The 21207-nt window shown below is 71.9% G+C and carries 24 protein-coding genes and 1 tRNA gene; 11 read left to right on the top strand and 14 right to left on the bottom strand.

Translation table 11 applies throughout. From position 1 onward, the window contains the following. Nucleotides 1–48 precede the first annotated feature (48 nt). Nucleotides 49–666, bottom strand: a complete 618-nt coding sequence (locus BJ975_RS12435; protein WP_179426356.1) for a hypothetical protein — start codon at nt 664–666, stop codon at nt 49–51. A 102-nt stretch (nt 667–768) separates the two neighbouring features. Here BJ975_RS12435 and BJ975_RS12440 point away from each other — a divergent pair, with 102 nt between their 5' ends. Together BJ975_RS12440 and BJ975_RS12445 are read left to right on the top strand one after the other, a co-directional pair. After that, complete coding sequence (locus BJ975_RS12440) at nt 769–1632, top strand: bifunctional methylenetetrahydrofolate dehydrogenase/methenyltetrahydrofolate cyclohydrolase (RefSeq protein WP_179426358.1); 864 nt, start codon at nt 769–771, stop codon at nt 1630–1632. Next, the gene (locus BJ975_RS12445; RefSeq protein WP_179426360.1) at nt 1629–1895 is read left to right on the top strand and encodes a DUF3017 domain-containing protein; all 267 of its coding nucleotides are present in this window, start codon (nt 1629–1631) and stop codon (nt 1893–1895) included. Before BJ975_RS12440 ends, BJ975_RS12445 begins: the two co-directional genes overlap by 4 nt. 66 nt (nt 1896–1961) lie before the next feature. On the opposite strand, the gene BJ975_RS12450 is transcribed toward BJ975_RS12445, so the two are convergent. From BJ975_RS12450 to BJ975_RS12485, 8 genes are all read right to left on the bottom strand, one after another. Then, on the bottom strand, nt 1962–2951 hold the full coding sequence (locus tag BJ975_RS12450; protein WP_179426362.1) for a malate dehydrogenase: 990 nt from the start codon (nt 2949–2951) through the stop codon (nt 1962–1964). A 77-nt stretch (nt 2952–3028) separates the two neighbouring features. Continuing rightward, on the bottom strand, nt 3029–3676 hold the full coding sequence (locus BJ975_RS12455; protein ID WP_179426364.1) for a hypothetical protein: 648 nt from the start codon (nt 3674–3676) through the stop codon (nt 3029–3031). Between the two features lie 9 nt (nt 3677–3685). Further along, nucleotides 3686–4939 carry an RNA polymerase sigma factor gene (locus tag BJ975_RS12460; protein WP_179426366.1) on the bottom strand — a complete coding sequence of 418 codons (1254 nt, stop codon included), beginning with the start codon at nt 4937–4939 and terminating at the stop codon, nt 3686–3688. Nucleotides 4940–4941: 2 nt separating this feature from the next. Then, nucleotides 4942–5307, bottom strand: coding sequence for a YciI family protein (locus tag BJ975_RS12465; protein ID WP_179426368.1), 366 nt, complete (start codon nt 5305–5307; stop codon nt 4942–4944). A 56-nt stretch (nt 5308–5363) separates the two neighbouring features. Beyond that, nucleotides 5364–5771, bottom strand: a complete 408-nt coding sequence (locus BJ975_RS12470; protein WP_179426370.1) for a DoxX family protein — start codon at nt 5769–5771, stop codon at nt 5364–5366. Between the two features lie 123 nt (nt 5772–5894). After that, nucleotides 5895–7481 carry a glutamine-hydrolyzing GMP synthase gene (gene guaA / locus BJ975_RS12475; protein ID WP_179426372.1) on the bottom strand — a complete coding sequence of 529 codons (1587 nt, stop codon included), beginning with the start codon at nt 7479–7481 and terminating at the stop codon, nt 5895–5897. 51 nt (nt 7482–7532) lie between these two features. Continuing rightward, nucleotides 7533–8564 (bottom strand): hemolysin family protein, encoded by a 1032-nt coding sequence (locus BJ975_RS12480; RefSeq protein ID WP_179426374.1) that lies wholly within the window; start codon nt 8562–8564, stop codon nt 7533–7535. Continuing rightward, complete coding sequence (locus BJ975_RS12485) at nt 8561–9922, bottom strand: hemolysin family protein (protein WP_179426376.1); 1362 nt, start codon at nt 9920–9922, stop codon at nt 8561–8563. Before BJ975_RS12485 ends, BJ975_RS12480 begins: the two co-directional genes overlap by 4 nt. Nucleotides 9923–9996: 74 nt before the next feature. Between BJ975_RS12485 and BJ975_RS12490 the strand changes: the two genes are divergently transcribed. The 3 genes from BJ975_RS12490 to mscL all read left to right on the top strand — a co-directional run bounded on the left by BJ975_RS12490 (nt 9997) and on the right by mscL (nt 11410). Next, on the top strand, nt 9997–10266 hold the full coding sequence (locus BJ975_RS12490; protein ID WP_179426378.1) for an FmdB family zinc ribbon protein: 270 nt from the start codon (nt 9997–9999) through the stop codon (nt 10264–10266). 67 nt (nt 10267–10333) lie between these two features. Further along, complete coding sequence (locus BJ975_RS12495; protein WP_179426380.1) at nt 10334–10921, top strand: SAF domain-containing protein; 588 nt, start codon at nt 10334–10336, stop codon at nt 10919–10921. A 51-nt stretch (nt 10922–10972) separates the two neighbouring features. Further along, a complete protein-coding gene (gene mscL, locus BJ975_RS12500) occupies nt 10973–11410 on the top strand; it encodes a large conductance mechanosensitive channel protein MscL (RefSeq protein ID WP_179426382.1) in 438 nt (145 codons plus the stop codon). A 3-nt stretch (nt 11411–11413) separates the two neighbouring features. Here mscL and BJ975_RS12505 read toward each other — a convergent pair whose 3' ends face one another. Beyond that, entirely contained in the window at nt 11414–11608 is a 195-nt protein-coding gene (locus tag BJ975_RS12505) for a hypothetical protein (protein ID WP_179426384.1), read from the bottom strand. After that, a complete protein-coding gene (locus BJ975_RS12510; RefSeq protein ID WP_179426386.1) occupies nt 11598–12491 on the bottom strand; it encodes an NAD-dependent epimerase/dehydratase family protein in 894 nt (297 codons plus the stop codon). The genes BJ975_RS12505 and BJ975_RS12510 overlap by 11 nt, the downstream gene beginning before the upstream one ends. Nucleotides 12492–12614: 123 nt before the next feature. On the opposite strand from BJ975_RS12510, the gene BJ975_RS12515 reads away from it, so the two are divergent. From BJ975_RS12515 to BJ975_RS12540, 6 genes are all read left to right on the top strand, one after another. After that, nucleotides 12615–12687, top strand: a tRNA-Arg gene (locus BJ975_RS12515). Nucleotides 12688–12929: 242 nt separating this feature from the next. Then, nucleotides 12930–13700, top strand: coding sequence for a 23S ribosomal RNA methyltransferase Erm (gene erm / locus BJ975_RS12520; protein ID WP_179426388.1), 771 nt, complete (start codon nt 12930–12932; stop codon nt 13698–13700). Nucleotides 13701–13791: 91 nt separating this feature from the next. Further along, nucleotides 13792–14493: a hypothetical protein gene (locus BJ975_RS12525; protein WP_179426390.1), complete on the top strand. Its 702-nt coding sequence runs from the start codon at nt 13792–13794 to the stop codon at nt 14491–14493. A 68-nt stretch (nt 14494–14561) separates the two neighbouring features. After that, a complete protein-coding gene (locus BJ975_RS12530; protein WP_179426392.1) occupies nt 14562–16607 on the top strand; it encodes a histidine kinase in 2046 nt (681 codons plus the stop codon). After that, nucleotides 16604–17260, top strand: a complete 657-nt coding sequence (locus BJ975_RS12535) for a response regulator transcription factor (protein ID WP_179426394.1) — start codon at nt 16604–16606, stop codon at nt 17258–17260. The genes BJ975_RS12530 and BJ975_RS12535 overlap by 4 nt, the downstream gene beginning before the upstream one ends. A 359-nt stretch (nt 17261–17619) precedes the next feature. Next, on the top strand, nt 17620–17997 hold the full coding sequence (locus tag BJ975_RS12540) for an SHOCT domain-containing protein (protein ID WP_179426396.1): 378 nt from the start codon (nt 17620–17622) through the stop codon (nt 17995–17997). 1 nt (nt 17998) lies between these two features. Here the strand turns inward: BJ975_RS12540 and BJ975_RS12545 are convergent, their stop codons facing one another. The 3 genes from BJ975_RS12545 to BJ975_RS12555 are packed head-to-tail and all read right to left on the bottom strand — an operon-like array spanning nt 17999 to nt 21185. Further along, complete coding sequence (locus BJ975_RS12545) at nt 17999–19648, bottom strand: cation:proton antiporter (RefSeq protein WP_179426398.1); 1650 nt, start codon at nt 19646–19648, stop codon at nt 17999–18001. A gap of 28 nt (nt 19649–19676) precedes the next feature. Next, nucleotides 19677–20723, bottom strand: coding sequence for an LLM class flavin-dependent oxidoreductase (locus BJ975_RS12550; RefSeq protein WP_179426400.1), 1047 nt, complete (start codon nt 20721–20723; stop codon nt 19677–19679). A gap of 18 nt (nt 20724–20741) precedes the next feature. Continuing rightward, on the bottom strand, nt 20742–21185 hold the full coding sequence (locus BJ975_RS12555) for a PGPGW domain-containing protein (protein ID WP_179426402.1): 444 nt from the start codon (nt 21183–21185) through the stop codon (nt 20742–20744). Nucleotides 21186–21207 lie beyond the last annotated feature (22 nt).

Below are 21207 nucleotides of genomic sequence, written 5' to 3' on the forward strand. Positions count from 1 at the left end.
GCCGAGCAGTCTAGGGGTGCCGCGGCCTCCGACCGGGGCGGTTCGGCCTCAACCGGTCCACCAGGTGTCGGCGTCGAGCAGCCAGTGGTGGCGCATCGACAGCGCTCGCTCGATGATCGCGAGGACGCCCGCGACGGTCAGCGCCGTGGCCGCGGAGCCGCTCAGGGCGAGCGGCGAGGAGAAGGTCCAGCCGAGGGTGTCGGCGACCTGCGGCACGTCCGTGACGGTGTCGAGCAGGCTCATCCCAGCCACCACGAGACCCACCACGAGCACGACCACCGCGGCCGCGGCCATGAGCGCGCTCAGCGCCGGCCGGCGCTCGGCGAGCCGCTGGCGCCAGGCCTCGAGCGTCTTCGGATGCGGGCCCAGCGGGAGCTCGGTGCCCGTGCCCAGCACGAGATGCGCGCGCTTCACGCCGTAGAAGGTGGTGGCGAACTCGATCCGGCCGCCCGGCACCGGGAACGAGGCCGGCGCCTTGGCCGAGGCCGCGCGACGGCCGTCGCGGTAGAGCGACACCCGGTCGTCCCAGTCGAAGAAGTCGTAGTCGACGGCCCAGACGTGGCCGGCGTGCGTGATGCCCAACAGGCTCCGGTTCACCACCTGCAGCCGCGAGTACGGCTTCAGCGGCTCGTCGTCCCCGGGCTCGATCGCACCCTTGCGGCTCATGTCGGCGTTCCCCCTCGCGTCGGCACGGTCCCAGTATCCCCTTCGCCCTCCCGGGCCAAGGTGGCGACCGTGCCGGCCGGCGCACGTGAAAGACTCGGACCCGTGACCGCCCAGACCCTCGACGGCAAGGCCGTCGCCGCCACGATCAAGACCGAGCTGCGCGAGCGCGTCGACGCCCTCCGCGCCCGCGGCATCACCCCCGGCCTCGGGACCATCCTCGTCGGCGACGACCCGGCCAGCCGCTGGTACGTCGGCGCCAAGCACAAGGACTGCGCCGAGATCGGCATCGAGTCGATCCGCATCGACCTGCCGGCCACCGCCACCCAGGAGGAGGTCGAGGCCGCCGTCGACCAGCTCAACGCCGACCCGGCCTGCACCCTCTACATCGTGCAGCTGCCGCTGCCGAAGGGTCTCGACGAGAACGCCGTGATCGGCCGCATCGACCCGACGAAGGACGCCGACGGCCTGCACCCGACCAACCTCGGCTGGCTCGTCCTGGGCAAGCCCGCTCCGCTGCCGTGCACGCCGCGCGGCATCATCGAGCTGCTGCGGCGCCACGAGGTGGAGATCGCCGGCAAGCACGCCGTCGTCATCGGCCGCGGTATCACGGTGGGCCGCCCGATGGGCCTGCTGCTGACGCGCCGCAGCGAGAACGCCACCGTCACGCTGTGCCACACCGGCACGCAGGACCTCGCGGCCGAGGTGCGCCGCGCCGACATCGTCATCGCCGCCGCCGGCGTGCCCGGCATCATCACCGGCGACATGGTCAAGCCCGGGGCCGCCCTGCTCGACGTCGGCGTCAGCCGCGACGACGACGGCAAGATCGTGGGCGACCTCGCTCCCGACGTGTGGGAGACCGCCGGCTGGGTCACGCCGAACCCCGGCGGCGTCGGCCCGATGACCCGCGCGATGCTGCTGAGCAACGTCGTCGACTTCAGCGAGGCCGCGGCCGAGGACGCGGGGTGAAGCTCCCCCGCAGCCACGGCTCGCGGATCTACCTGCTGCACCTCGTCGCGGTGGCCGTGGGCCTGGTCCTGGTCGCCACGGGACCGTGGCGCGCCGGCGTCGTCGTCATCGGCGCGTCGTTCCTGGTCGCCGCGGCGTTCCGCCTGGTGATCCCGCTGGACCACACCGGGATGCTGCGCGTGCGCGGCAAGCTCTTCGACGTCGTCTGGATGTCGTTCCTGGGCGCGTCGCTGGTGCTGCTGGCGATCATCGTCCCGAGCTGAGCACCCCGAAGCACGAAGCAGGGCCGCCCGGATCGGGCGGCCCTGCTTGCGTAGGTGCTGCGTGGATCAGATGAGGCCCAGCTGCGAGACGGCGTCGCGCTCCTCGGCGAGCTCGGCCACGCTGGCGTCGATGCGCGCCCGGCTGAACTCGTCGATCTCGAGGCCCTGGACGATCTCCCAGTCACCGTTCTTCGTGGTGACGGGGAACGAGCTGATGAGGCCCTCGGGCACACCGTAGGAGCCGTCGGAGGCCACGGCCATGGAGACCCAGTCGCCCTCGGCCGAGCCCTGCAGCCAGTCGCGGGCGGCGTCGATCGTGGCCGAGGCGGCCGAGGCCGCGCTGGACGCGCCACGCGCCTCGATGATGGCGGCGCCGCGCTTGGCGACCGTGGGGATGAAGTCGTTCTCGATCCAGGCCTGGTCGCCCACGACCTCGGCGGCGTTCCGGCCGGCGATCTCGGCGTGGAAGATGTCGGGGTACTGGGTGGCCGAGTGGTTGCCCCAGATCGTCATCTTGCTGATGTCGGAGACCTTGGCGCCCGTCTTGGCGGCCAGCTGGCTGATCGCGCGGTTGTGGTCGAGGCGCGTCAGGGCGGTGAAGCGGTCGGCCGGGATGTTCGGCGCGTTCTTCATCGCGATGAGGGCGTTGGTGTTGGCCGGGTTGCCGGTGACGCCGATGCGGATGTCGTCGGCCGCGACCTCGTTGAGGGCCTTGCCCTGCGCCGTGAAGATGGCGCCGTTGGCCTCGAGCAGGTCGCCGCGCTCCATGCCCTTGGTGCGGGGGCGCGCGCCCACCAGCAGGGCCAGGTTGGCGCCGTCGAAGATGTGGTTCGGGTCGTCACCGATCTCGACCGAGTCCAGCGTGGGGAACGCGCAGTCGTCGAGCTCCATCACGACACCCTCGAGCGCCTTCAGCGCCGGGGTGATCTCGAGGAGTCGGAGCTGGATCGGGGTGTCCGGGCCGAGCAGCGAGCCGCTCGCGAGACGGAAGAGAAGGCTGTAGCCGATCTGGCCGGCGGCGCCGGTGACGGCCACCTTGACAGGAGAGGTGCTCACGTCGATGTGCTCCTTGGGGTGGGGTGTCTGCCCTCGAAACTAGCGCAGGACGGATTCGGGCCCGCCACCGCCCGGCCTCAGAGGTCGTCGGTCTCGTTGTCGAGCGAGATCCATTCCTTCGAGGGCTCGACCCGCGTCGTACCGTCGCGCGTGACGTGCAGCGAGCCGTCCACGGCGTGCAGCACGTAACGGTCCCCGTCGTGCGTGGCGACGTAGGCGTCGCGGCGCCAGTCGTAGGTGCCCGAAAGATCCAGCGTGTCGGACCCGTCGGGCTTGATCACGACGCGGAACCGGTCGCCCACCGCGTCCTTGCCGCAGATCGAGGCCTTCGAGCCGTTCGTCGTGGACTTGTAGAGGATCACGGGGTAGTCGCCGCCGCAGGCCAGCGAGAGGCCGTCGGTCTGCTGCTGGGCCTTCGTGACCGGCTGCTGGCCGCAGTCGGGCAGCAGGCTGTCGCCCTGGGTCCCGTCCGCGTTGAAGCGCGTGTTCTCGTCCTCGCAGGCCGTGACGGTGGGCTCGGTGGTCGGCTCGGTCGTGGGCGACGGGGCGGGAGCGTCCCGCGTGGGGTCGACCGAAAGGACCGGCGCACTAGGGGTGGAGGTGGTCGCCGGAGCCGCGGCCTCGTCGTCGGAACCGCCCCCGGACAGCAGCGACCAGCCGAACGCGCCGAGGGTGGCCACGACGGCCAGCACCAGCAGGACAGGACGTGCACCGCTCCAGCTCATCGGTCCAGCCTAACCGCCGTCGTCATGACGTCTGGCCCGCGCCCGCAGGAGTGTCCGCTCCCGGTCGTTCGTGGCGAGGTCGGCGGCGCGGTCGAACTGGGCCGCCGCCTCTTCGAGCCGGCCGAGCTGCTCGAGCAGGTCGCCGCGCACGCTCGGCAGCAGGTGGTACCTCGCGAGCGCCGGGGCGGTGGCGAGGTCCTCGACGACGGCCAGGCCCGCCTCCGGACCACGGGCGCGTCCCAGGGCGACGGCCCGGTTCAGCTCGACCACGAGCGAGTTCGTCGCCCGGGCGAGGCGCTCGTACAGGGCGGCCACCCGCTCCCAGTCGGTCGACTCGACCGACGCCGCGCGCGCGTGCTCCCAGGCGATCGCGGCCTGCAGGACGTAGGGGCCGTCACCGCCCAGCCGCACGGCGACGTCGAGTGCGGCCGCTCCGCGTGCGATCGCGTCGGCGTCCCACCGGGACCGGTCCTGGTCGGCGAGCAGGACCGGCTCGCCGGCCTCGTCCACGCGCGCGGCCAGGCGCGACGACTGCAGCTCCAGCAGCGCGAGCAGACCGTGGACCTCCGGCTCGCCCGGGACGACCGACGCCAGGATCGCGGCGAGCCGGACCGCCTCGCGGCACAGGTCGGGGCGGGTCCAGTCGGCGCCCTCGGTCGCCGTGTGTCCCTCGTTGAACACGAGGTAGACCGCGGCCATCACCGAGTGGAGCCGCTCGACCCTCTCCCGCCCGACGGGCTCGTCCATCGGGGCCCGGGCGTCGGCAAGCGTGCGCTTCGCGCGTGAGATGCGCGAGGCCACGGTGGACTCCGACGACAGGAACGCCCGCGCGATCTCACGGGTGCTCAGACCTGCGACCAGCCGCAGCGTCAGCACGGTGCGGCTCTCGGGGGTCAGCGACGGGTGGCAGCACGTGAACATCAGCCGCAGCACGTCGTCGCGCACGTGCTCGTCGGCGAGCGCCTGGTCGAACTCGGCCTCGTAGGCCTCGCAGGTGGACTCCCCCACCTGGGCATAGGCGCGCAGCTGCCGCTCACCCGCTCTGAACTGGTCGATCGCCCGCCGCTTCGCCGTGCTCATCAGCCAGGCGGCGGGGTTGTCGGGGACCCCGGTGCGCGGCCATGACTCGAGCGCCTGGGCCAGCGCCTCCTGCGCGAGGTCCTCCGCGCGGTCGACGCTGCGCGTGACGCGCAGCAGCGCGCCGAGCAGGCGCGACGACTCCTGTCGCCACACCTGCTCGACCACACGGGCCTCGTCGACCATGCTCAGGCCGGCGGCTCGAAGATCGCGCGGACCTCGACCCAGCCCTCCCAGCCCGGCCAGGCCTCGAGGTGGGCCTTCAGGAACGAGCGGGCCTTCTCCACGGCGGTCTCGGTGTCGGCCACGTCGTAGACGGCGTAGCCGCCGACCAGCTCCTTGACCTCGACGAACGGGCCGTCGGTCGTGCCGATGGACCCTCCGGTCAGGCTGACGATCGCGCCGGCGGCCGCCATGGGCGCCAGGCCGCCGGCCTGGACGAACGTGCCGTCGGCCGTGCTCTTGGCCTGCAGGGCGCCGATCGCGGCGAACAGCTCCATCGGCGGCTCGTCGGTCGGGCGGTGGGTCTCGTGAACCAGGGTCATGAACTTCATGGGTCTCTCCTTGTTTCGGGTGTGATCGTTCCGGATGGGATGGGGTGGGGCAAGGGTCAGCCGCGCACGAGCGCGCGCAGGCGGGCGTCCCGCGGCCAGGCGCCGGCCCAGACGAGGACGGCGGTCAGGATCGCGAAGCCCGAGTTGGCCCAGGGCTGTCCCGCGACGAGGTTCACGGCGACGGCACCGCCGAGGTACGCGGTGATGAGCACGACGGCCATCGCCCGGGTGGCCGGGACGAGGTGGGCGACGACGAGCGCGCCCAGCACCGCTCCGCAGAGCATGATCATGTCGTCGGGAATGCCCAGGTCGGCGCTGGCGTCGCGGACCTGCGGCACGCGCAGGAGGTGGGTCACGGCGTCGAAGCCCAGGAAGAGCGTGACGAGGCCGGTGACGATGCGGCCGGCGCGCTGGGCGGCGGGGCCGAGGGTCGCGGGTGCGTTCGGTGCGGTGGTGGTGGTCATGACGGTCTCCGTTCGGCGGGATGAGGGCGTTCTCATCCGTACGTCGCGCGAACGGGGACCTTCTTGACATGCGTCCGGAGCTTTTTCTCCGGACGCCTCCTCACTGCGTCAGCAGCGGTGTCGTCACTCCCACTCGATGGTGCCCGGCGGCTTGCTCGTGACGTCGAGGACGACGCGGTTGACCTCGTCGACCTCGTTCGTGATGCGGGTGGAGATCCGCTCGAGCAGCTCGTACGGCAGGCGGCTCCAGTCGGCGGTCATCGCGTCCTCGCTGGAGACCGGACGCAGCACGATCGGGTGACCGTAGGTGCGACCGTCGCCCTGCACGCCCACCGAGCGCACGTCGGCCAGCAGCACCACGGGGAACTGCCAGATGTCGCCGTCGAGGCCGGCGGCGGTGGTCTCCTCGCGGACGATCGCGTCGGCGCGGCGCAGGATCGCCAGGCGCTCCTCGCTGACGGCGCCGACGATGCGGATCGCCAGGCCGGGGCCGGGGAACGGGTGGCGCGACACGATCGCCTCGGGGATGCCGAGCTGGCGACCGACCTCGCGGACCTCGTCCTTGAACAGGGTGCGCAGCGGCTCGATCAGGCTGAACTCGAGGTCCTCGGGCAGGCCGCCGACGTTGTGGTGGCTCTTGATGTTGGCCGCGCCCTCGCCGCCGCCGGACTCCACGACGTCGGGGTAGAGCGTGCCCTGGACGAGGAACTTCACGGGTGGGCCGGGGGTCGCCAGCACCTCGCGCTCGGCGGCCTCGAACGTGCGGATGAACTCGCGGCCGATGATCTTGCGCTTCTGCTCGGGGTCGGTGACGCCGTCGAGGAAGCCGAGGAACTGGTCCTTCGCGTCGACGACCTTCAGGTCGACGCCCGTGGCGGCGACGTAGTCCTGGCGGACCTGCTCGGCCTCGCCCTCGCGCAGCAGCCCGTGGTCGACGAAGACGGCGGTCAGCTGGTCGCCGATCGCCTTCTGCACCAGGGCGGTGGAGACGGCCGAGTCGACGCCGCCGGACAGCGCCGAGATGACGCGGGCGTCGCCGACCTGCTGGCGGATGAGCTCGACCTGGTCGTCGACGATGTTGGCGCTGGTCCACGTGGGCGAGCAGCCGGCGATGTCGAACAGGAAGTGCTCCAGGATCTTCTGGCCGAACTCGGAGTGCATGACCTCGGGGTGCCACTGCACGCCGGCGAGGCGACGGTCGATGTTCTCGAACGCGGCGACGGTGGCACGGTCGCTCTTGGCGCTCAGGGTGAAGCCCTCGGGCTGGCGGACGACCTCGTCGCCGTGCGACATCCAGCTCACGAGCTTCTCGGGCAGGCCCTGGAGCAGGGTGCCGGGCTCGAGCACCGAGACGCTGGTGCGCCCGTACTCGCGCTGACCCGTGTGGGCGACCTCGCCGCCGAGCGCCTGCGCCATGGCCATGAAGCCGTAGCAGATGCCGAAGACGGCGGTGCCGGAGTCGACGAGGCCGACCGGCAGCTGGGGCGCGCCCGTCTCGTAGACCGACGAGGGTCCGCCGGACAGGATCACGGCCTTCGGGTTCTTGGCCAGGATCTCCTCGGACGTCGCCGTGTGGGGCATGATCTCGGAGAAGACCCGGGCCTCGCGCACGCGCCGTGCGATCAGCTGGGCGTACTGGGCACCGAAGTCGACGACGATGACGGTGTCGTGGTGGGCTTCGGCGACGGACTCGGGAGTATCAAGGGCCACGGCCCAATCCTAGAGCCGCCCGCCGTCCGTCCTGCGCGCGGTGCGGAGGGCTCAGACCTGCTCGCGGATCTCGCCGACGAGCTCCTCGAGGACGTCCTCGAGCATGACCACGCCGATGACCGTGCCGCTGGGGTCGGCGACGCGCGCCATGTGCGAGCCCTTCGCCTGCATCGTGCGCAGCGCGTCGTACAGGCCGCTGCCGACCCCCACCGTGGACAGCGGACGCAGCCACTTGTCGGCGATGGGGCGCACACGCGTGGCGTCCTCGGTCTCCAGCACGTCCTTGATGTGCAGGTAGCCGGTGAGCTCGCCGTCCTCGCCGGCCACCGGGAAGCGCGAGTAGCCGGTGCGGGCGCAGGCGTCCTCGACGTCGACCGGGGTGGCACCCGGCGGGATCGTGACGAGCCCGTCGCGCGGCAGCAGCACCTGCGCGACCGTGCCCTCGTGGAAGTCCAGGGCGCCGCTGACGAGGCCGTACTCGTCCTCGTCCAACAGGCCCTCGCGGCGCGACTCCTCGACCAGGCCGGCGACCTCGTCGTGGGTGAACGTGGAGGCGACCTCGTCCTTCGGCTCGACGCCCGCCAGACGGACCGCGCCGTTCGCGATCGCGTTGAGCGAGACCACGAGCGGCTTGAGCACGGCGATGACGACGAGCATGAACGGGCCGAGGATGAGCGCGGCGCGGTCGGGCGCGGCGAGCGCGATGTTCTTCGGCACCATCTCGCCGTAGACCACGTGCAGGAACACCACGAGCGACAGCGCGATCGCGAACGAGATCGGGTGGACGAAGCCGTGCGGCACGCCGAGGTACTCGAAGACGGGCTCGAGCAGGTGCGCGATCGCGGGCTCGCTGATGGCGCCCAGGCCGAGCGAGCAGATCGTGATGCCCAGCTGTGCCGCGGCCATCGCGAGCGTGACGTTCTCCATCGCCGTGAGCGCGAGCTTGGCGGTGCGCTTGCCGGCCTGGGCCTCCGGCTCGAGCTGGGTGCGGCGAGCCGAGATCAGCGCGAACTCGGCGGCCACGAACAGCGCGTTCAGCACCAGCAACAGAAGGGTGAGGGCGAGTGCCGGCCATCCGCTCATCGGTCCGCCTCCTCGTCAGGGGCGTCGATGGTGAGGGCGAGGCGGTCGATGCGCCGGCCCTCCAACCGCTCGACGGCGAGGTGGACGGTGAGCGGCTCGACGTCGTCCTCGTCGTTCTCGGGGGTCGAGTCGACCTCGAGCGTGACGACGTCGCCGCGCACGGCCAGGCGGCCGAGCTGCTCCAGCACGAGGCCGGCGATCGTCTCGTAGTCCTCGCTCTCGGGCAGCTTGACGCCCGTCTGCTCGAAGACCTCGTCGGGACGCAGCAGGCCCGACAGCGACCACGTGCCGTCGCGGCGGTGGCGGCTGCGCTCGGAGAGGCGGTCGTGCTCGTCGGCGATGTCGCCCACGATCTCCTCGACCAGGTCCTCCAGCGTGACGATGCCGTCGGTGCCGCCGTACTCGTCGACGACGATGGCCATCTGGTTGTTCTGCTCGCGCAGCTGCACGAGCAGGGGGTCGAGCTCGAGGGTGTCGGGCACCGTGGCGGCGGCCTCGGCGATCTCCGAGACGCGCACCGAGCGGCGGCGGTCGGGGTCGACCGCGACGGCCTGCTTGACGTGCACGACGCCGATGACGTCGTCGGCCGAGCGGCCGATCACGGGGAACTTCGAGTGCCCGGTCTGACGGGCGGCCTCGATGAGGTCCATCGCCGTGTCGCGCTCCTCGAGGAAGTGCACGCGCACGCGCGGGGTGCGCACGTCGGCGGCCGTGCGGTCGCCGAACGCGATGCTGCGCGCGACCAGCTCGGCGGTCTCGTCGTCGATCGCGCCCTCCTGCGCCGACCGCAGCACGAGCGAGCGGAGCTCCAGCGGCGAGCGCGCCGAGCGCAGCTCCTCCTGGGGCTCGACGCCGAGCCACTCCAGCGTGCGGTTGGCCATCGAGTTGAGGCCGCGGATCGGCCATGCCATCGCGTGCGTGAACGCGCGCTGCATCCACTGCGTGGTGGCAGCGGTCTTGCGCGGCAGCGACAGGGCCAGGTTCTTGGGGATCAGCTCGCCCACGAGCATCGTGACGATCGTGCTGAGGAACAGCGCGATCGCGTAGGACGCGACGCTCAGCCCGCTGCCGGACAGGCCCAGGCTCTCGAGCGGGCCGCGCAGCAGGCGGCCGATGGCCGGTTCGGCGAGGAAGCCGATCGCCAGGTTCGTGATCGTGATGCCCAGCTGGGCACCGCTGAGCTGCGTGGAGAGGCTGCGCAGGGCCTTGAGGGTTCCTTGTGCGCCGCGGTCGCCCGCCTGTGCCTCGCGCTCGACGGTGGCGCGGTCGACGGTGACGAAGGAGAACTCGGCGGCGACGAAGACACCACAGGCGAGCATCAGCAGGAACGACGAGAACAGCAGAAGCCATTCGGTCACAGTGGGTGGGTCCTCAGGTAGGCGTCGTGGTGGCTCAACGATAGCGCTGGGCGATGAAAGGTATCCTTCTCGTCGTGCCCACCTACCAGTACCGCTGCGTCGACTGTGCCGAAGAGCTCGAGGTCAAGCAGAGCTTCTCCGACGCCGCGCTGACGACGTGCCCCTCCTGCGGTGGTGACCTCCGCAAGGTGTTCGGGGCCGCGGGCGTGGTGTTCAAGGGCTCGGGCTTCTATCGCACCGACAGCCGCTCCGCCTCCTCCAGCTCCGGCAGCTCGTCCTCCAGCTCCAGCTCCAGCAGCTCCTCGTCGAGCTCGTCGAGCACCTCCGGCTCCGGCGCCGCCTGAGTCTCCTGCCGCGCAGGCCTGTGGACGACGCGGGCCGGGATCGTCCGATCCTGCCTAGCCTCGCGCCATGGAATCGGCCGTCCGCTTCGTCCTGACCCACCGGCGCGTCCTCGCCGCGACCCTCGCGGGGCTGGCCGTGTGGGCGGCGGTCACGGCCGTCACCCGCTCCCCCGACACCCGTGAGGTGCTCGTCGCCGCGCGCGACCTCGGCAGTGGCGCCACCGTGCTGCGCTCCGACCTCGAGACCCGCCGGCTGCCCGACTCCGCCGTGCCTGCCGGTCTCGCCGCCTCACCCGAGATCGTCGGCCGGGCGCTGGCCGGACCGATGCGGGCCGGCGAGGTGTTCACCGACCGTCGTGTCGTCGACCCGCGCGACCTCGGTCGCGGGCGCGTGCTCAGCACCGTCGAGGTCTCGTCCGCGACGGCCGAGCTGTTGCGACCCGGCGACGCCGTCGACCTGCTGGCCGTCGCCGAGGAGGGCGCTGCGGAACCCGTGGCCGAGGCCGTCGAGGTGGTCACCGTGCGGTCCGACCCCGAGCGCGAGACCGCCGTCCTCGGCGTCGCGGCCGATCCCGAGGTCGCCACCCTGGTGGCGCGGGCGTCCGTGACCGCGCGTCTCGCCGCGGTCGTGGTGACTCGTCACCGCGCGCCCTAGGTCCTAGGGTCGGGACGTAGCCTTCCCATCGCCCACCTACGAGGAGCGCCCATGCTTCAAGGTTTCAAGGACTTCCTGTTCCGCGGCAACATCGTCGACCTCGCCGTCGCCGTCGTCATCGGCACCGCCTTCACCGCACTGGTCGGCACCGTCACCGCGTCGGTGATCGAGCCGGTGATCAACTCGCTCGGCGGCACCAGCGTGAAGGGCCTGTCGTTCCAGATCGTCGACGGCAACCCCAAGACGGTCGTCGACCTGGCCGCCGTCATCAACGCGATCATCACGTTCGCCATCACTGCCGCCGTCGTCTACTTCGTCTTCGTCGTCCCGTCGAAGAAACTCATGGAGCGTCTCGCGAAGGGCGAGGAGGAGGAGCCCGAGGGTCCCAGCGAGGACATCCTCCTGCTCCGCGAGATCCGCGACGCGCTCGGCGGCGGCACGTTCCAGCGCCAGGCCGGTGGCGATCCGCGGGTGGATCCCACCCTCTAGGACTCAGTCCTTCCCGTGGTGAGGGGGCACGTCGCGTCGCAGCTCGTCGTCGCGCGACGTGCCCTTCGCCTCGTCACCCCATCCCTCGGAGGTCTCGTCGCGCGTCGTCGACGGCATGAGGTCGCCCAGCAGCCGTGCGGCCCGCTCGAGGCGAGCGCGGCGCTCGGCGGGCGTCTCGGCCTCGCGGTCACCCGGCACGGAACCACTCCGCCGTGAGGACCGGGCGCATCGGCTTCCAGCCGGTGGTGTCCATGAAGCGCTGCGAGGTCACCCGCTGCGACCGCGCGAGCAGCTCGAGCTTGTCGGCGGTGACGCTGAACAGCCAGCGGCGGAAGAACCGTCCCTCGCTGTGGCCGGCGGCGCGGGCGATCGCGTTGACGTAGTCGAGGCGCTTGAGCGGCTCGGCGCCCACGTTGTAGGCGCCGCTGGGCGCACCGAGCGCCGCGATGGCCGAGGTGCCCACGTCGAGCGGGTGCACGACGTGCATCCACGAGTCGGGGTCGCCCAGGCCGATCGGGCGGCGCTTGCGGGCCCTCCGGACGAGGAACTGCGAGTTCGGGTCGTCGCCGCAGATGAGGCCGTAGCGCAGGCGCACGGTCACTCCCCCGGCCTCCTCCACGCGCTGCGCGTGCTGTTCGGCGACGGTGAGCGGCTCGGTGACCATCGTGACGTCGATGGGGGTGGACTCGTCGATCCACTCGTCGCCGCGTGCGACGTAGATGTGGCTCAGGCTCTGCTGCACCATGAGGCCGATGCCCGACTCGATCGCGGCATCGGCGACCAGGCCGGCGCCGACCGTGCGGATGCGGTTGATGCGGTTGAGGGAGCCGGGCAGCATCGCCCGCGCGCCGACCGGGACGTTGGTGGCGAAGTTGACCACCGCGTCGCAGCCGATCATCGCCTTCATGAGCGAGCCGCGATCGAGCACGTCGCCGTGGATCGCCGTGGCCCCCGCCGACTGGACGAGCCGGGCGGCCGAGGGAGAGCGGACGAGTCCGACGACCTGGTGTCCCGCGTTCTGCAACGCCGGGATCGTCGCTCGTCCCATGACGCCGTTGGCGCCCGTGAGCAGGATCCGCACTCATCGAGTCTACGACCGCCATCCGCATCGTGAGACAGGTCCCGGTGCCACGCGCGCCACAGGCGTCACGCCGGGACCACTCGGCACCGTCACCGCGGGGCTCGTGGAAGGATGGACCGGTGCGCCCCCGTAGCTCAGGGGATAGAGCAACGGTTTCCTAAACCGCAGGTCGGAGGTTCGAATCCTCTCGGGGGCACCCGCATCCGCGTCACCGTCCGTTAGGGTCGCTTCCATGGGTCAGCTGATCAGCGTGTTCGCGGCGACGCACACGCTTGCCGTTCGCGACCGCCGCGCCTGACGGCGCGTCTCGCTCAACGCCTCACGCGCCGTCCGTCCGAGAGACCTTTCGCGTCTCGGGACGGCGATCCTGCGACCCATCCGGCCTGTTCGCCCACGTGCTCCCGAGACGCTCCATTCCACTCCCCCTGGAGCGCGAACGTGCCTCGTTCAACCCACGGCGGCCGACATGAGCTCGGCCAGAACTTCCTCGTCCACCCACCCACCATCCGTACGATCATCGAGCTCGTCGCCGCCACTCGAGGGTCCATCCTCGAGCTCGGCGCCGGCGACGGAGCCCTGACCAGACCCTTGGCCCGACTGGGCAGGCCGCTCACGGCCGTCGACCTCGACGAGCATCGGATCGCCAGCCTGGGGGCGTCGCTGCCCGCCGTGACGGTAGAGCACGTCGACGCACTGACTGTCCCCTTGGGCCATCCGGTGATCGTGGGGAACATCCCTTTCCACCTCACGTCCCCGATCCTTCGTCGCCTGCTCGCCGCCGACACCTGGAACGACGCGGTGCTGCTCACCCAGTGGGAAGTCGCCCGCAAGCGCTGCGGCGTCGGCGGCTCCACCCTGCTCACCGCGCAGACGGCGCCGTGGTTCACCTTCGCTCTCCACGGCCGGGTCCCCTCAACCGGGTTCCGGCCCCGGCCCAGCGTCGACGGGGGCGTCATCGGCATCCGCCGCCGCTCGGCTCCTCTCGTCCCGAACGGCCACCGTTCCCGCTACGAGCGCTTCGTGCGCGCGATCTTCACCGGGAGGGGCGGGACGTTCGACCGCATCGTCGAGCAGGCGACGCGAGCTCCCCACGGGCTGATCCACGTCGCGCTGCGCGAGGCGGGCGTTCGAGCGGGGACGCTCCCCCGGGACCTCTCCGCCGAGCAGTGGTCACGGCTGTGGCTCCGACTCCAGCGGCAAGGCGGGTGACGTTGTCCCACGGAGTGTGCCGCGGTGTCCCTGTCGGGCGGGACGGCCCGCCTTCCAGTGTGAGTGCATCACCACTTCGGAAGGACACACGATGACCACCCACATCACCACCGAGCAGCGCGTCCGGGACGACCTCCCGCAGGACAGCGCCGCCCGCCCCGGACGCGGCTGGGCCCTCGCGGGCGTCGCCGCCGGACTCCTCGGCTTCGCCACGACGATCCTCAGCGCGGAGGCCGGTGCGGCCTACGTCGACGGGAAGGTGCAGGAGGCCGACGGCGTCATCGCCTCGCTGAACGGGCACGTCCCGCAGCTGATCGCGTTCCACGTCGTCGCCACGCTCACCGTGCTCGCGCTGGTGCCGTTCGGCGTCGGACTGCACCGACGCCTGCGGGCCGCGCTGGGCGCTGACAGCCTGGTGCCCGGCGTCGCCGCGTTCGGCATCCTCGGCACGGCGCTCGTCGTGCTGATGGGCACCGCCCTCAACACGGAGTTCATCTTCGGGGTCGCCGGGGACACGCCCCTGGCCGTTCCCGAGGCCGCCACCGTGTTCAACCACTGGATCGCGACCGTGCCGTGGGTCTGGGGACTCACGGGCCTCACGGGCTGGGCGCTGTTCCGGGCCTGGCGCCAGGGCGCCGTCCGCGCCTGGCTGGGGATCGCCGCCGGCGTCCTGGGCACCCTGTCGCTGCTGCTGACCGTCGTGCCGCTGCAGTACATGGCCGGCTGGACCGGCTCGGTCATGGTCGTCCTGGTCGGCCTCGGGCTCGCCTTCGGGGACCGCGGCGCCCAGTGACCTCGCTCCTCGATCGCCAAGGCGGCGGTTCGCTCCCCTCGGACGCGAACCGCCGCCATGATCTACGCATGAGGTCCTCGCAGACACCGGTCGGCGGTCTCGCCGCGTTCGGCGTCGGCCTCGCGCTGTTCGCCGTGGCGGCGGCGCTGGACCTGCGCGTCGGCGACGCCGTGGTCCCGGAGTGGACCGAGGAGCCCGGCTGGACCTTCGCCGCGATCGGCCTGGTCCAGGCCGGGCTCGGCGTCGTCGTGCTGTGGCACCGCCACCGCCATCCGTTCGGCTGGGCGCTGATCGGCCTGGGGATGCTCTGGGTCCTCGACGGCCTGGCCCAGTCGTACGTCCGGCTCGCCGTCCACGAGCAGGAGGCCCTGCCGGGACTGACCTGGGTGCTGTGGTTCCTCTTCCGCTTCACCGCCGTGCTGCCCATGAACGCCGCCGCGGTCCTGCTGCTGTTCCCCGACGGACTGCCCCGAGGTCGCTGGCGTGCCGCGGGATGGACGAGTCTGGCCCTCATGGGAGCCGGTCTGGCCCTGTTCCTCGTCGTGCCCAGCACGCAGACCGAGATCGACGCGTCGCTCGCGGCGCTCGTGCCCGGGGTGGACACCGACCCCACCTCGATCGAGGCGCTGCGCCCCGCGGCCGAGCAGGTCGTGACCCTCTCGTGGGTGCTCGGGAGTGTCGGGTTCGTGCTCGCGCTGGTCACGGTGGTCGCGCGGTACCGCGCGTCGCGCGACCGCGAGCGCGAGCGGATGCGGTGGCTCGCCTGGGCCGTGCTGGTCATGGTGCTGCTGATCGCCACGAGCCTGATCGTCGACGTCCCGGCCCTGAACGCGATGCTCCTCGGCGCCGCCCTCCTGGTGGGCCCGGTCGCCATGGTCATCGCGATCGTGCGACCGGACGTCATCTCCGTCGAGAACCTGCTGGTCCGCACGCTCGTCTACGGCGGCATCAGCGTGGTCATCGTGCTGGTCGACCTGCTGGCCCTCGCGATCATCTCGGCCACGCTCGGCGACGCGTTCGGCCAGCGCGAGGTCGTGCTGCTCGTCCTGCTGCTCGCCGCGATCCTCTACGGCCCGATGCGGCTGCGCATCGAGGCGTGGGTGCGGCGGCTGGTCCTCGGCGAGCGCCGCGACCCGTACTCGGTCGTGGCGAGCCTGGCGTCGACCCTCGAGCGCACCGACGACGACGGGTCCCAGCTGGCGGCGGTCGTGGAGGCCGTCTCGACGGCGTTCGGGCTCTCCTACGTGCAGGTCGAGGTCGACCGCTCGGCCGGTGAGCGCCTCGTGGCGTCGCGCGGCGTCCGTCCGGACGACGTGCGGTCCTTCCCCATCGCCTACCGCTCGCGCACGATCGGCCGGCTCACCCTGCCGGCCCACGGCGTGCGCAACCACCTGACCTCACGCGACGAGATCCTGCTGGCCGACGTGGTGCGCCAGGCCGCGGGCGCGATCCGCGCGAGCCAGCTGAGCGACGAGCTGCAGCGCAGCCGCGAGGGCCTCGTGCTGGCGCGTGAGGAGGAGCGGCGGCGGATCCGGCGCGACCTCCACGACGGGCTCGGCCCCTCGCTCTCGGCCGTGGTGTTCCGGCTGGAGTCGGCGCGGCTCACCGTGACCTCCGACCCCGCGTCGGCCGACGAGCAGCTCGCCGAGACCCGCGACGTCGTGCAGGACATCATCAAGGACGTCCGCCGGCTCGTGCACGACCTGCGCCCGTCCGCGCTCGACGACCGCGGCCTCGTCGGCGCGCTGTCCCAGCTGGCCGAGCACGCCGACGCCGCGGTCGACGTGCGGGTCGTGGCCGACCTCGACGGCGCCCTGCCCGCCGCGGTGGAGGTGGCCGCGTTCCGCATCGCCTCGGAGGCCATGAACAACACGCTGCGGCACGCGCACGCGCGCACCTGCTCGGTCTCGCTGACGGCCGACCCGGACGAGCTGGTCGTCGAGGTCGCCGACGACGGCGTCGGCATCGCGGCCGACGCCAAGCCCGGCGTGGGGCTGCTGTCGCTGCGGGAGCGCGCCGCCGAGCTCGGCGGCTCGGTGGACCTGCGCTGCCCCGACCACGGCGGCACGATCGTCACCGCGCGACTGCCCCTGCACGCGAGGATGGAGCCATGAGCGAGCCCGTGCGCGTCGTCGTCGTGGACGACCACCAGATCCTGCGCGACGGCCTGGTCGCGCTGCTCGGCGCGATCGACGGGATCGCCGTGACCGGCACCGCCGGCGACGGGCGCGACGCGATCCACGTGGTCGACGCCGATCCGCCGGACGTCGTGGTGATGGACATCCAGATGCCCGTGCTGGACGGGATCGAGGCCACGCGGCACATCACCGGGCGTCACGACGACGTGCGCGTGCTGATGCTGACGATGAACGAGGACGACGACACGATCCTCAGCGCGCTGCGCGCGGGCGCCTCGGGCTACCTGCTGAAGGGCGCCGACGCGGCCGAGGTCCACCGCGCGATCCTCGCCACGGCGGGCGGCGGCATGGTGTTCGGCGCGTCGATCGCGGGACGCGTGGCCGGCCTGTTCGCCGGACGCACCCGGCACCGGCCGGAGCACCCGTTCCCCGACCTCTCCGAGCGCGAGCGGGCCGTGCTCGACCTGCTGGCCGCCGGCCGCAGCAACGACGCGATCGCGGCCGAGCTGTTCGTCTCGAACAAGACCGTCCGCAACGCCGTCTCGTCGATCTACGCCAAGCTGCACGCGGCCGACCGGGCCGAGGCGATCATCCGGGCCCGCGAGGCCGGGCTGGGCCGCGACCGCTGAGGCGAGTGGCTCAGGCGCGGCGGGTGGCGATGCCGCGCCGGAGCGCCCATGGGGAACGGGACCTCCGGCGCGGCACCTTCACGCCGTCTTGGGGGAAGAACGGCGCGCGTGGGTGCAGACACCCCCCGTGAGTCCGACCCACCGGCTCCTGGGAGGAGAGCCGACCGGACGTCACGATGCCCCAACCGTCACATGAGTCACATGCCCGGCACAAGTTCCCCGCGAGTAATGTCGCCCACGTGTCGCGCGGCGACGGCTCATCCCGTGCGGATGAGGCCCGCGGGTCCGCGCCTCGGCCATGCTGAGCGCGTGACGACTGCCGTCACCGGGCTGCGGCCCAGGGCATCGAAGGGACCCTCATGGACAGCTTCTGGGACTTCTTGTGGTTGACGATCTCCGTCTTCTTCTTCATGGCGTACCTCATGGTCCTGTTCAACATCATCGCGGACCTGTTCAGCGACCACGAGGCGTCGGGATGGGTGAAGGCCGTGTGGGTCTTCTTCCTCATCTTCGTGCCGGCGCTCACCGCGCTGATCTACCTCATCGCCCGCGGTGGCGGCATGGCCCGCCGCCAGCGTGCGAGGTACGACGCCGCTCGAGCGCAGAGCGACGCCTACATCCGCGAGGTCGCGTCCTCGTCGCCGGCCGACCAGATCAGCTCGGCCAAGTCGCTGCTGGACTCCGGCGCCATCAGCCAGCAGGAGTACGAGCAGCTGAAGGCGAAGGCGCTGGCCTGACTCAGGCCGAATCGCCCGAGCGTCGCAGCTCGATGCCGATCTGGTCGGCATCGAGCTGCGCCAGCATCCGGGTGAGGACCTCGCTGCTGTAGGTGCCCTCGGCGCGCTCCTGGAGCAGCACCTGACGCTGGCGCTCGATGATCTCGAGGCGCACGTCGTACATCACGGCGGGATCGAACGACTCGTCCTGCATCGCCTGCGTGACCCGGCCACGGACGTCGCCGAGCCCGGCCGGGAGCTCGACGTCGTCGAGCACGTCGCCCGCCGCCGCCATCATGCGAGCGTTGAGTCGCTGCCACTCGTCGTCGACGCCCTCCTCCTGCCCGGCGAGGCCGAGCCGGCGGACGAACCAGGCGAGCGTGCCGCCCTGCACGACCAGCGACGTCAGTGCGACGAAGAACGCGACGAGCACGAGCAGCGAGCGGTTCTCGGTGTCGGTGGGCAGGGTCTGCGCCGCGGCGAGCGTGACCGCGCCGCGCATGCCCGCCCAGACCAGGATGAATCCCTCGCGGCGGCCGAACCGCGACGCGTCGTAGAAGTCGATGTCCGCGGAGAACCGGCGCAGCCTGCGTCGGAGGCGCTCCGCCCGCGGGTGCTCGCTGCCCTCGACCTTCGTCGACCACTCGTCGAGCGCCTCGCGCAGCTGGGGCGAGCGTCGGTAGCGTCGCCGCTCCATCACGACGATCGCGAGCGTGTAGACGGCACGGATCGCCAGCGCCACGGCGAGCGCGACCGCGGCCAGCACCATCGCCCTGAGGACACCGCCCTCGGTGGTCTCCTCGACGTCCTGCACGAGCGCCGAGACCTCGAGGCCCATCACGAGGAACACCAGGCCCTCGAGGAGGAGCTCGATCGTGCGCCAGTTCTGGCGGTCGGAGAGGCGCTGCTTCGGGCCGAGGTGCCGCGCCTGGCCGTGGCCCATGACGAGGCCCGCCGTGACGGCGGCGACCAGCCCCGAGGCGCCCAGGTGCTCGGCGGGCAGGAAGGCCACGAACGGCACCGTGAACGAGATCGCCGTGGTGAGCGCGGCGTCCTCGATGCGGGCGCGGATGCGCAGCACGACGGCGCCCACGATCCAGCCGATCGAGACGGCGCCGACGACCGCCCACACGAAGTCGACGAGGATGCCCGCGAGGCTCACGCTCGCGGCCGTCGCCGCCACGGCGGAGCGCAGCAGCACGAGCGCGGTGGCGTCGTTGAGCAGACTCTCGCCCTCGAGCACGGTGACGACGCGCGACGGCACCCCGAGCCGCTTCGCGATCGACGTGGCCACGGCGTCGGTGGGGCTGACGATCGCGCCGAGCGCCACGGCCAGCGCGAAGTCCAGGCCGGGGATCACCAGCATGAACACGCCGCCGAGGACCAGCGAGCTGACGATCACGAGCAGCACCGACAGCCCACTGATCGTGCGGAAGTCCCGCCGGAAGTCCATCGTCGGCATGTTGACCGCCGCGGAGTACAGCAGCGGCGGCAGCAGGCCCGCGAGGATGAGCTCGGGATCGACCTCGAACTCGGGCGTGAACGGCAGCAGGCTGACGACGAGCCCGATGGCCAGCAGCACCAGCGGCGCGGCCGTGCCGATGCGTGGCGCGAGCACCGACGCCGAGACGATGGCGGTCACCACCAGGACGGCGACGAGGATCGAGTCCATCAGGTCAGCGTAGGCGGGCGGCGCCGGGTCAGGCGAGCATGTCGCGCACGAGCGGCGCGACCTGCGTGCCGTAGAGCTCGATGCAGCGCATCAGCTGGTCGTGCGGCATGGCGCCGTTGGCGTACTTGAGGTCGAAGCGGCTGACGCCGAGCGCCCGGAGGTTGGTGGCGATCTTGCGGGCCACCGTCTGCGGCGAGCCGACGTAGAGCGCGCCCTCGGGACTGGCGTCGCGCTCGAACTGGATGCGGGTGGTGGGCGGCCAGCCGCGCTCGCGGCCGATGCGGTCGCGCTGGGCCTGGAAGTGCCCGAAGAGCTCGTCGCGCGCCTGCTCGTCGGTCTCGGCGACGTAGCCCGGCGAGTGCATGCCGACGGGAAGCGGCTCGACGCCGTCGGCCGCGAGCAGCTCGCGGTAGTAGTTCGCGAACGGCACGAACTGCGCGGGCGGCCCCCCGATGATCGCGAGCATGAGCGGCAGGCGGTAGTGCGCCGCGCGGACGACCGACTGGGGCGTGCCGCCGACGCCGATCCAGACCTTGAGCCGGCCCGACTCGGTGGGCGGGTAGATGCGCTGGTCGGTCAGCGGCGGGCGGATCGAGCCCGACCACGTGACCGGCTCCTCGGTGAGGATCTGCGCGAACAGGTCGAGCTTCTCGGCGAAGAGCCGCTCGTAGTCCTCGAGCGCGAAGCCGAACAGCGGGAACGACTCGGTGAAGGAGCCCCGCCCGAGGATGACCTCGGCGCGGCCGCTCGACAGGGCGTCGAGGGTGGAGAAGCGCTCGAAGACGCGGATCGGGTCGTCCGAGCTGAGCACCGTGACGGCCGAGCCGAGCCGGATCCGCTCGGTGCGCGAAGCGATCGCCGCCAGCACGACGTCGGGCGCGGTGATGGCGAAGTCGTCGCGGTGGTGCTCGCCCAGGCCGATGAAGGCCAGGCCCACCTGGTCGGCCAGCACGGCCTGGTCGACGACGTGGCGCAGCACGACGGCGTGGTGCTCGGGCTGGCCGCTCGCGTCGAGGCTGACGTCGCCGAAGGTGTCGAGGCCGAGCTCGACGGAGGCGGGATCGATGGCGCTCATGAGCCCACCGTAGTCGGGTCAGCGCCAGCGACGGATGCTGTAGACCAGCAGCACGATCGCGATGAGGTCGGAGAACCAGATGCCGGTGGCGCCGACCCAGCCCGCGGCCGGCAGTTGGGGACCGAAGCCCACGCCGAGGATCTCGAACTCGGGGATGGTCGGCGAGATGAACCAGACCACGCCGACGGCGGCGACCCAGATGATGCCCAGGACGCTGACGATGATGCGCGGGATCGTGGCGACGCCGTACTTGGCGGCCTCGACGGCCTTCTCCTCGAGCGGGTCCACGAGCCGGTCGGCCCACGTGTAGTGGCGCGCCAGCAGCGCGATGCCGGCGAACATGCCCAGCAGGCCCGGGCCGGGCAGCACCAGCATGAACACGCCGAGCACGACCAGCGTCCAGCCCAGCGCCTCGGATCCCGTGCGGTTGAACCAGCCACGCACGCGGGCACCGAAGCTCATGGAGTCATCCTGCCAGCCCCGG

The sequence above is a fragment of the Aeromicrobium tamlense genome, assembly GCF_013408555.1.
Lineage (GTDB): Bacteria > Actinomycetota > Actinomycetes > Propionibacteriales > Nocardioidaceae > Aeromicrobium > Aeromicrobium tamlense.

What these genes read in the sequence shown, in the direction of transcription:
- BJ975_RS12435 (WP_179426356.1), bottom strand. Translation starts at nt 666, where the DNA reads ATGAGCCGCAAGGGTGCGATCGAGCCCGGGGACGACGAGCCGCTGAAG.
- BJ975_RS12455 (WP_179426364.1), bottom strand. Translation starts at nt 3,676, where the DNA reads ATGAGCTGGAGCGGTGCACGTCCTGTCCTGCTGGTGCTGGCCGTCGTG.
- BJ975_RS12460 (WP_179426366.1), bottom strand. Translation starts at nt 4,939, where the DNA reads ATGGTCGACGAGGCCCGTGTGGTCGAGCAGGTGTGGCGACAGGAGTCG.
- BJ975_RS12465 (WP_179426368.1), bottom strand. Translation starts at nt 5,307, where the DNA reads ATGAAGTTCATGACCCTGGTTCACGAGACCCACCGCCCGACCGACGAG.
- BJ975_RS12470 (WP_179426370.1), bottom strand. Translation starts at nt 5,771, where the DNA reads ATGACCACCACCACCGCACCGAACGCACCCGCGACCCTCGGCCCCGCC.
- BJ975_RS12480 (WP_179426374.1), bottom strand. Translation starts at nt 8,564, where the DNA reads ATGAGCGGATGGCCGGCACTCGCCCTCACCCTTCTGTTGCTGGTGCTG.
- BJ975_RS12495 (WP_179426380.1), top strand. Translation starts at nt 10,334, where the DNA reads ATGGAATCGGCCGTCCGCTTCGTCCTGACCCACCGGCGCGTCCTCGCC.
- mscL (WP_179426382.1), top strand. Translation starts at nt 10,973, where the DNA reads ATGCTTCAAGGTTTCAAGGACTTCCTGTTCCGCGGCAACATCGTCGAC.
- BJ975_RS12525 (WP_179426390.1), top strand. Translation starts at nt 13,792, where the DNA reads ATGACCACCCACATCACCACCGAGCAGCGCGTCCGGGACGACCTCCCG.
- BJ975_RS12530 (WP_179426392.1), top strand. Translation starts at nt 14,562, where the DNA reads ATGAGGTCCTCGCAGACACCGGTCGGCGGTCTCGCCGCGTTCGGCGTC.
- BJ975_RS12535 (WP_179426394.1), top strand. Translation starts at nt 16,604, where the DNA reads ATGAGCGAGCCCGTGCGCGTCGTCGTCGTGGACGACCACCAGATCCTG.
- BJ975_RS12540 (WP_179426396.1), top strand. Translation starts at nt 17,620, where the DNA reads ATGGACAGCTTCTGGGACTTCTTGTGGTTGACGATCTCCGTCTTCTTC.
- BJ975_RS12545 (WP_179426398.1), bottom strand. Translation starts at nt 19,648, where the DNA reads ATGGACTCGATCCTCGTCGCCGTCCTGGTGGTGACCGCCATCGTCTCG.
- BJ975_RS12550 (WP_179426400.1), bottom strand. Translation starts at nt 20,723, where the DNA reads ATGAGCGCCATCGATCCCGCCTCCGTCGAGCTCGGCCTCGACACCTTC.
- BJ975_RS12555 (WP_179426402.1), bottom strand. Translation starts at nt 21,185, where the DNA reads ATGAGCTTCGGTGCCCGCGTGCGTGGCTGGTTCAACCGCACGGGATCC.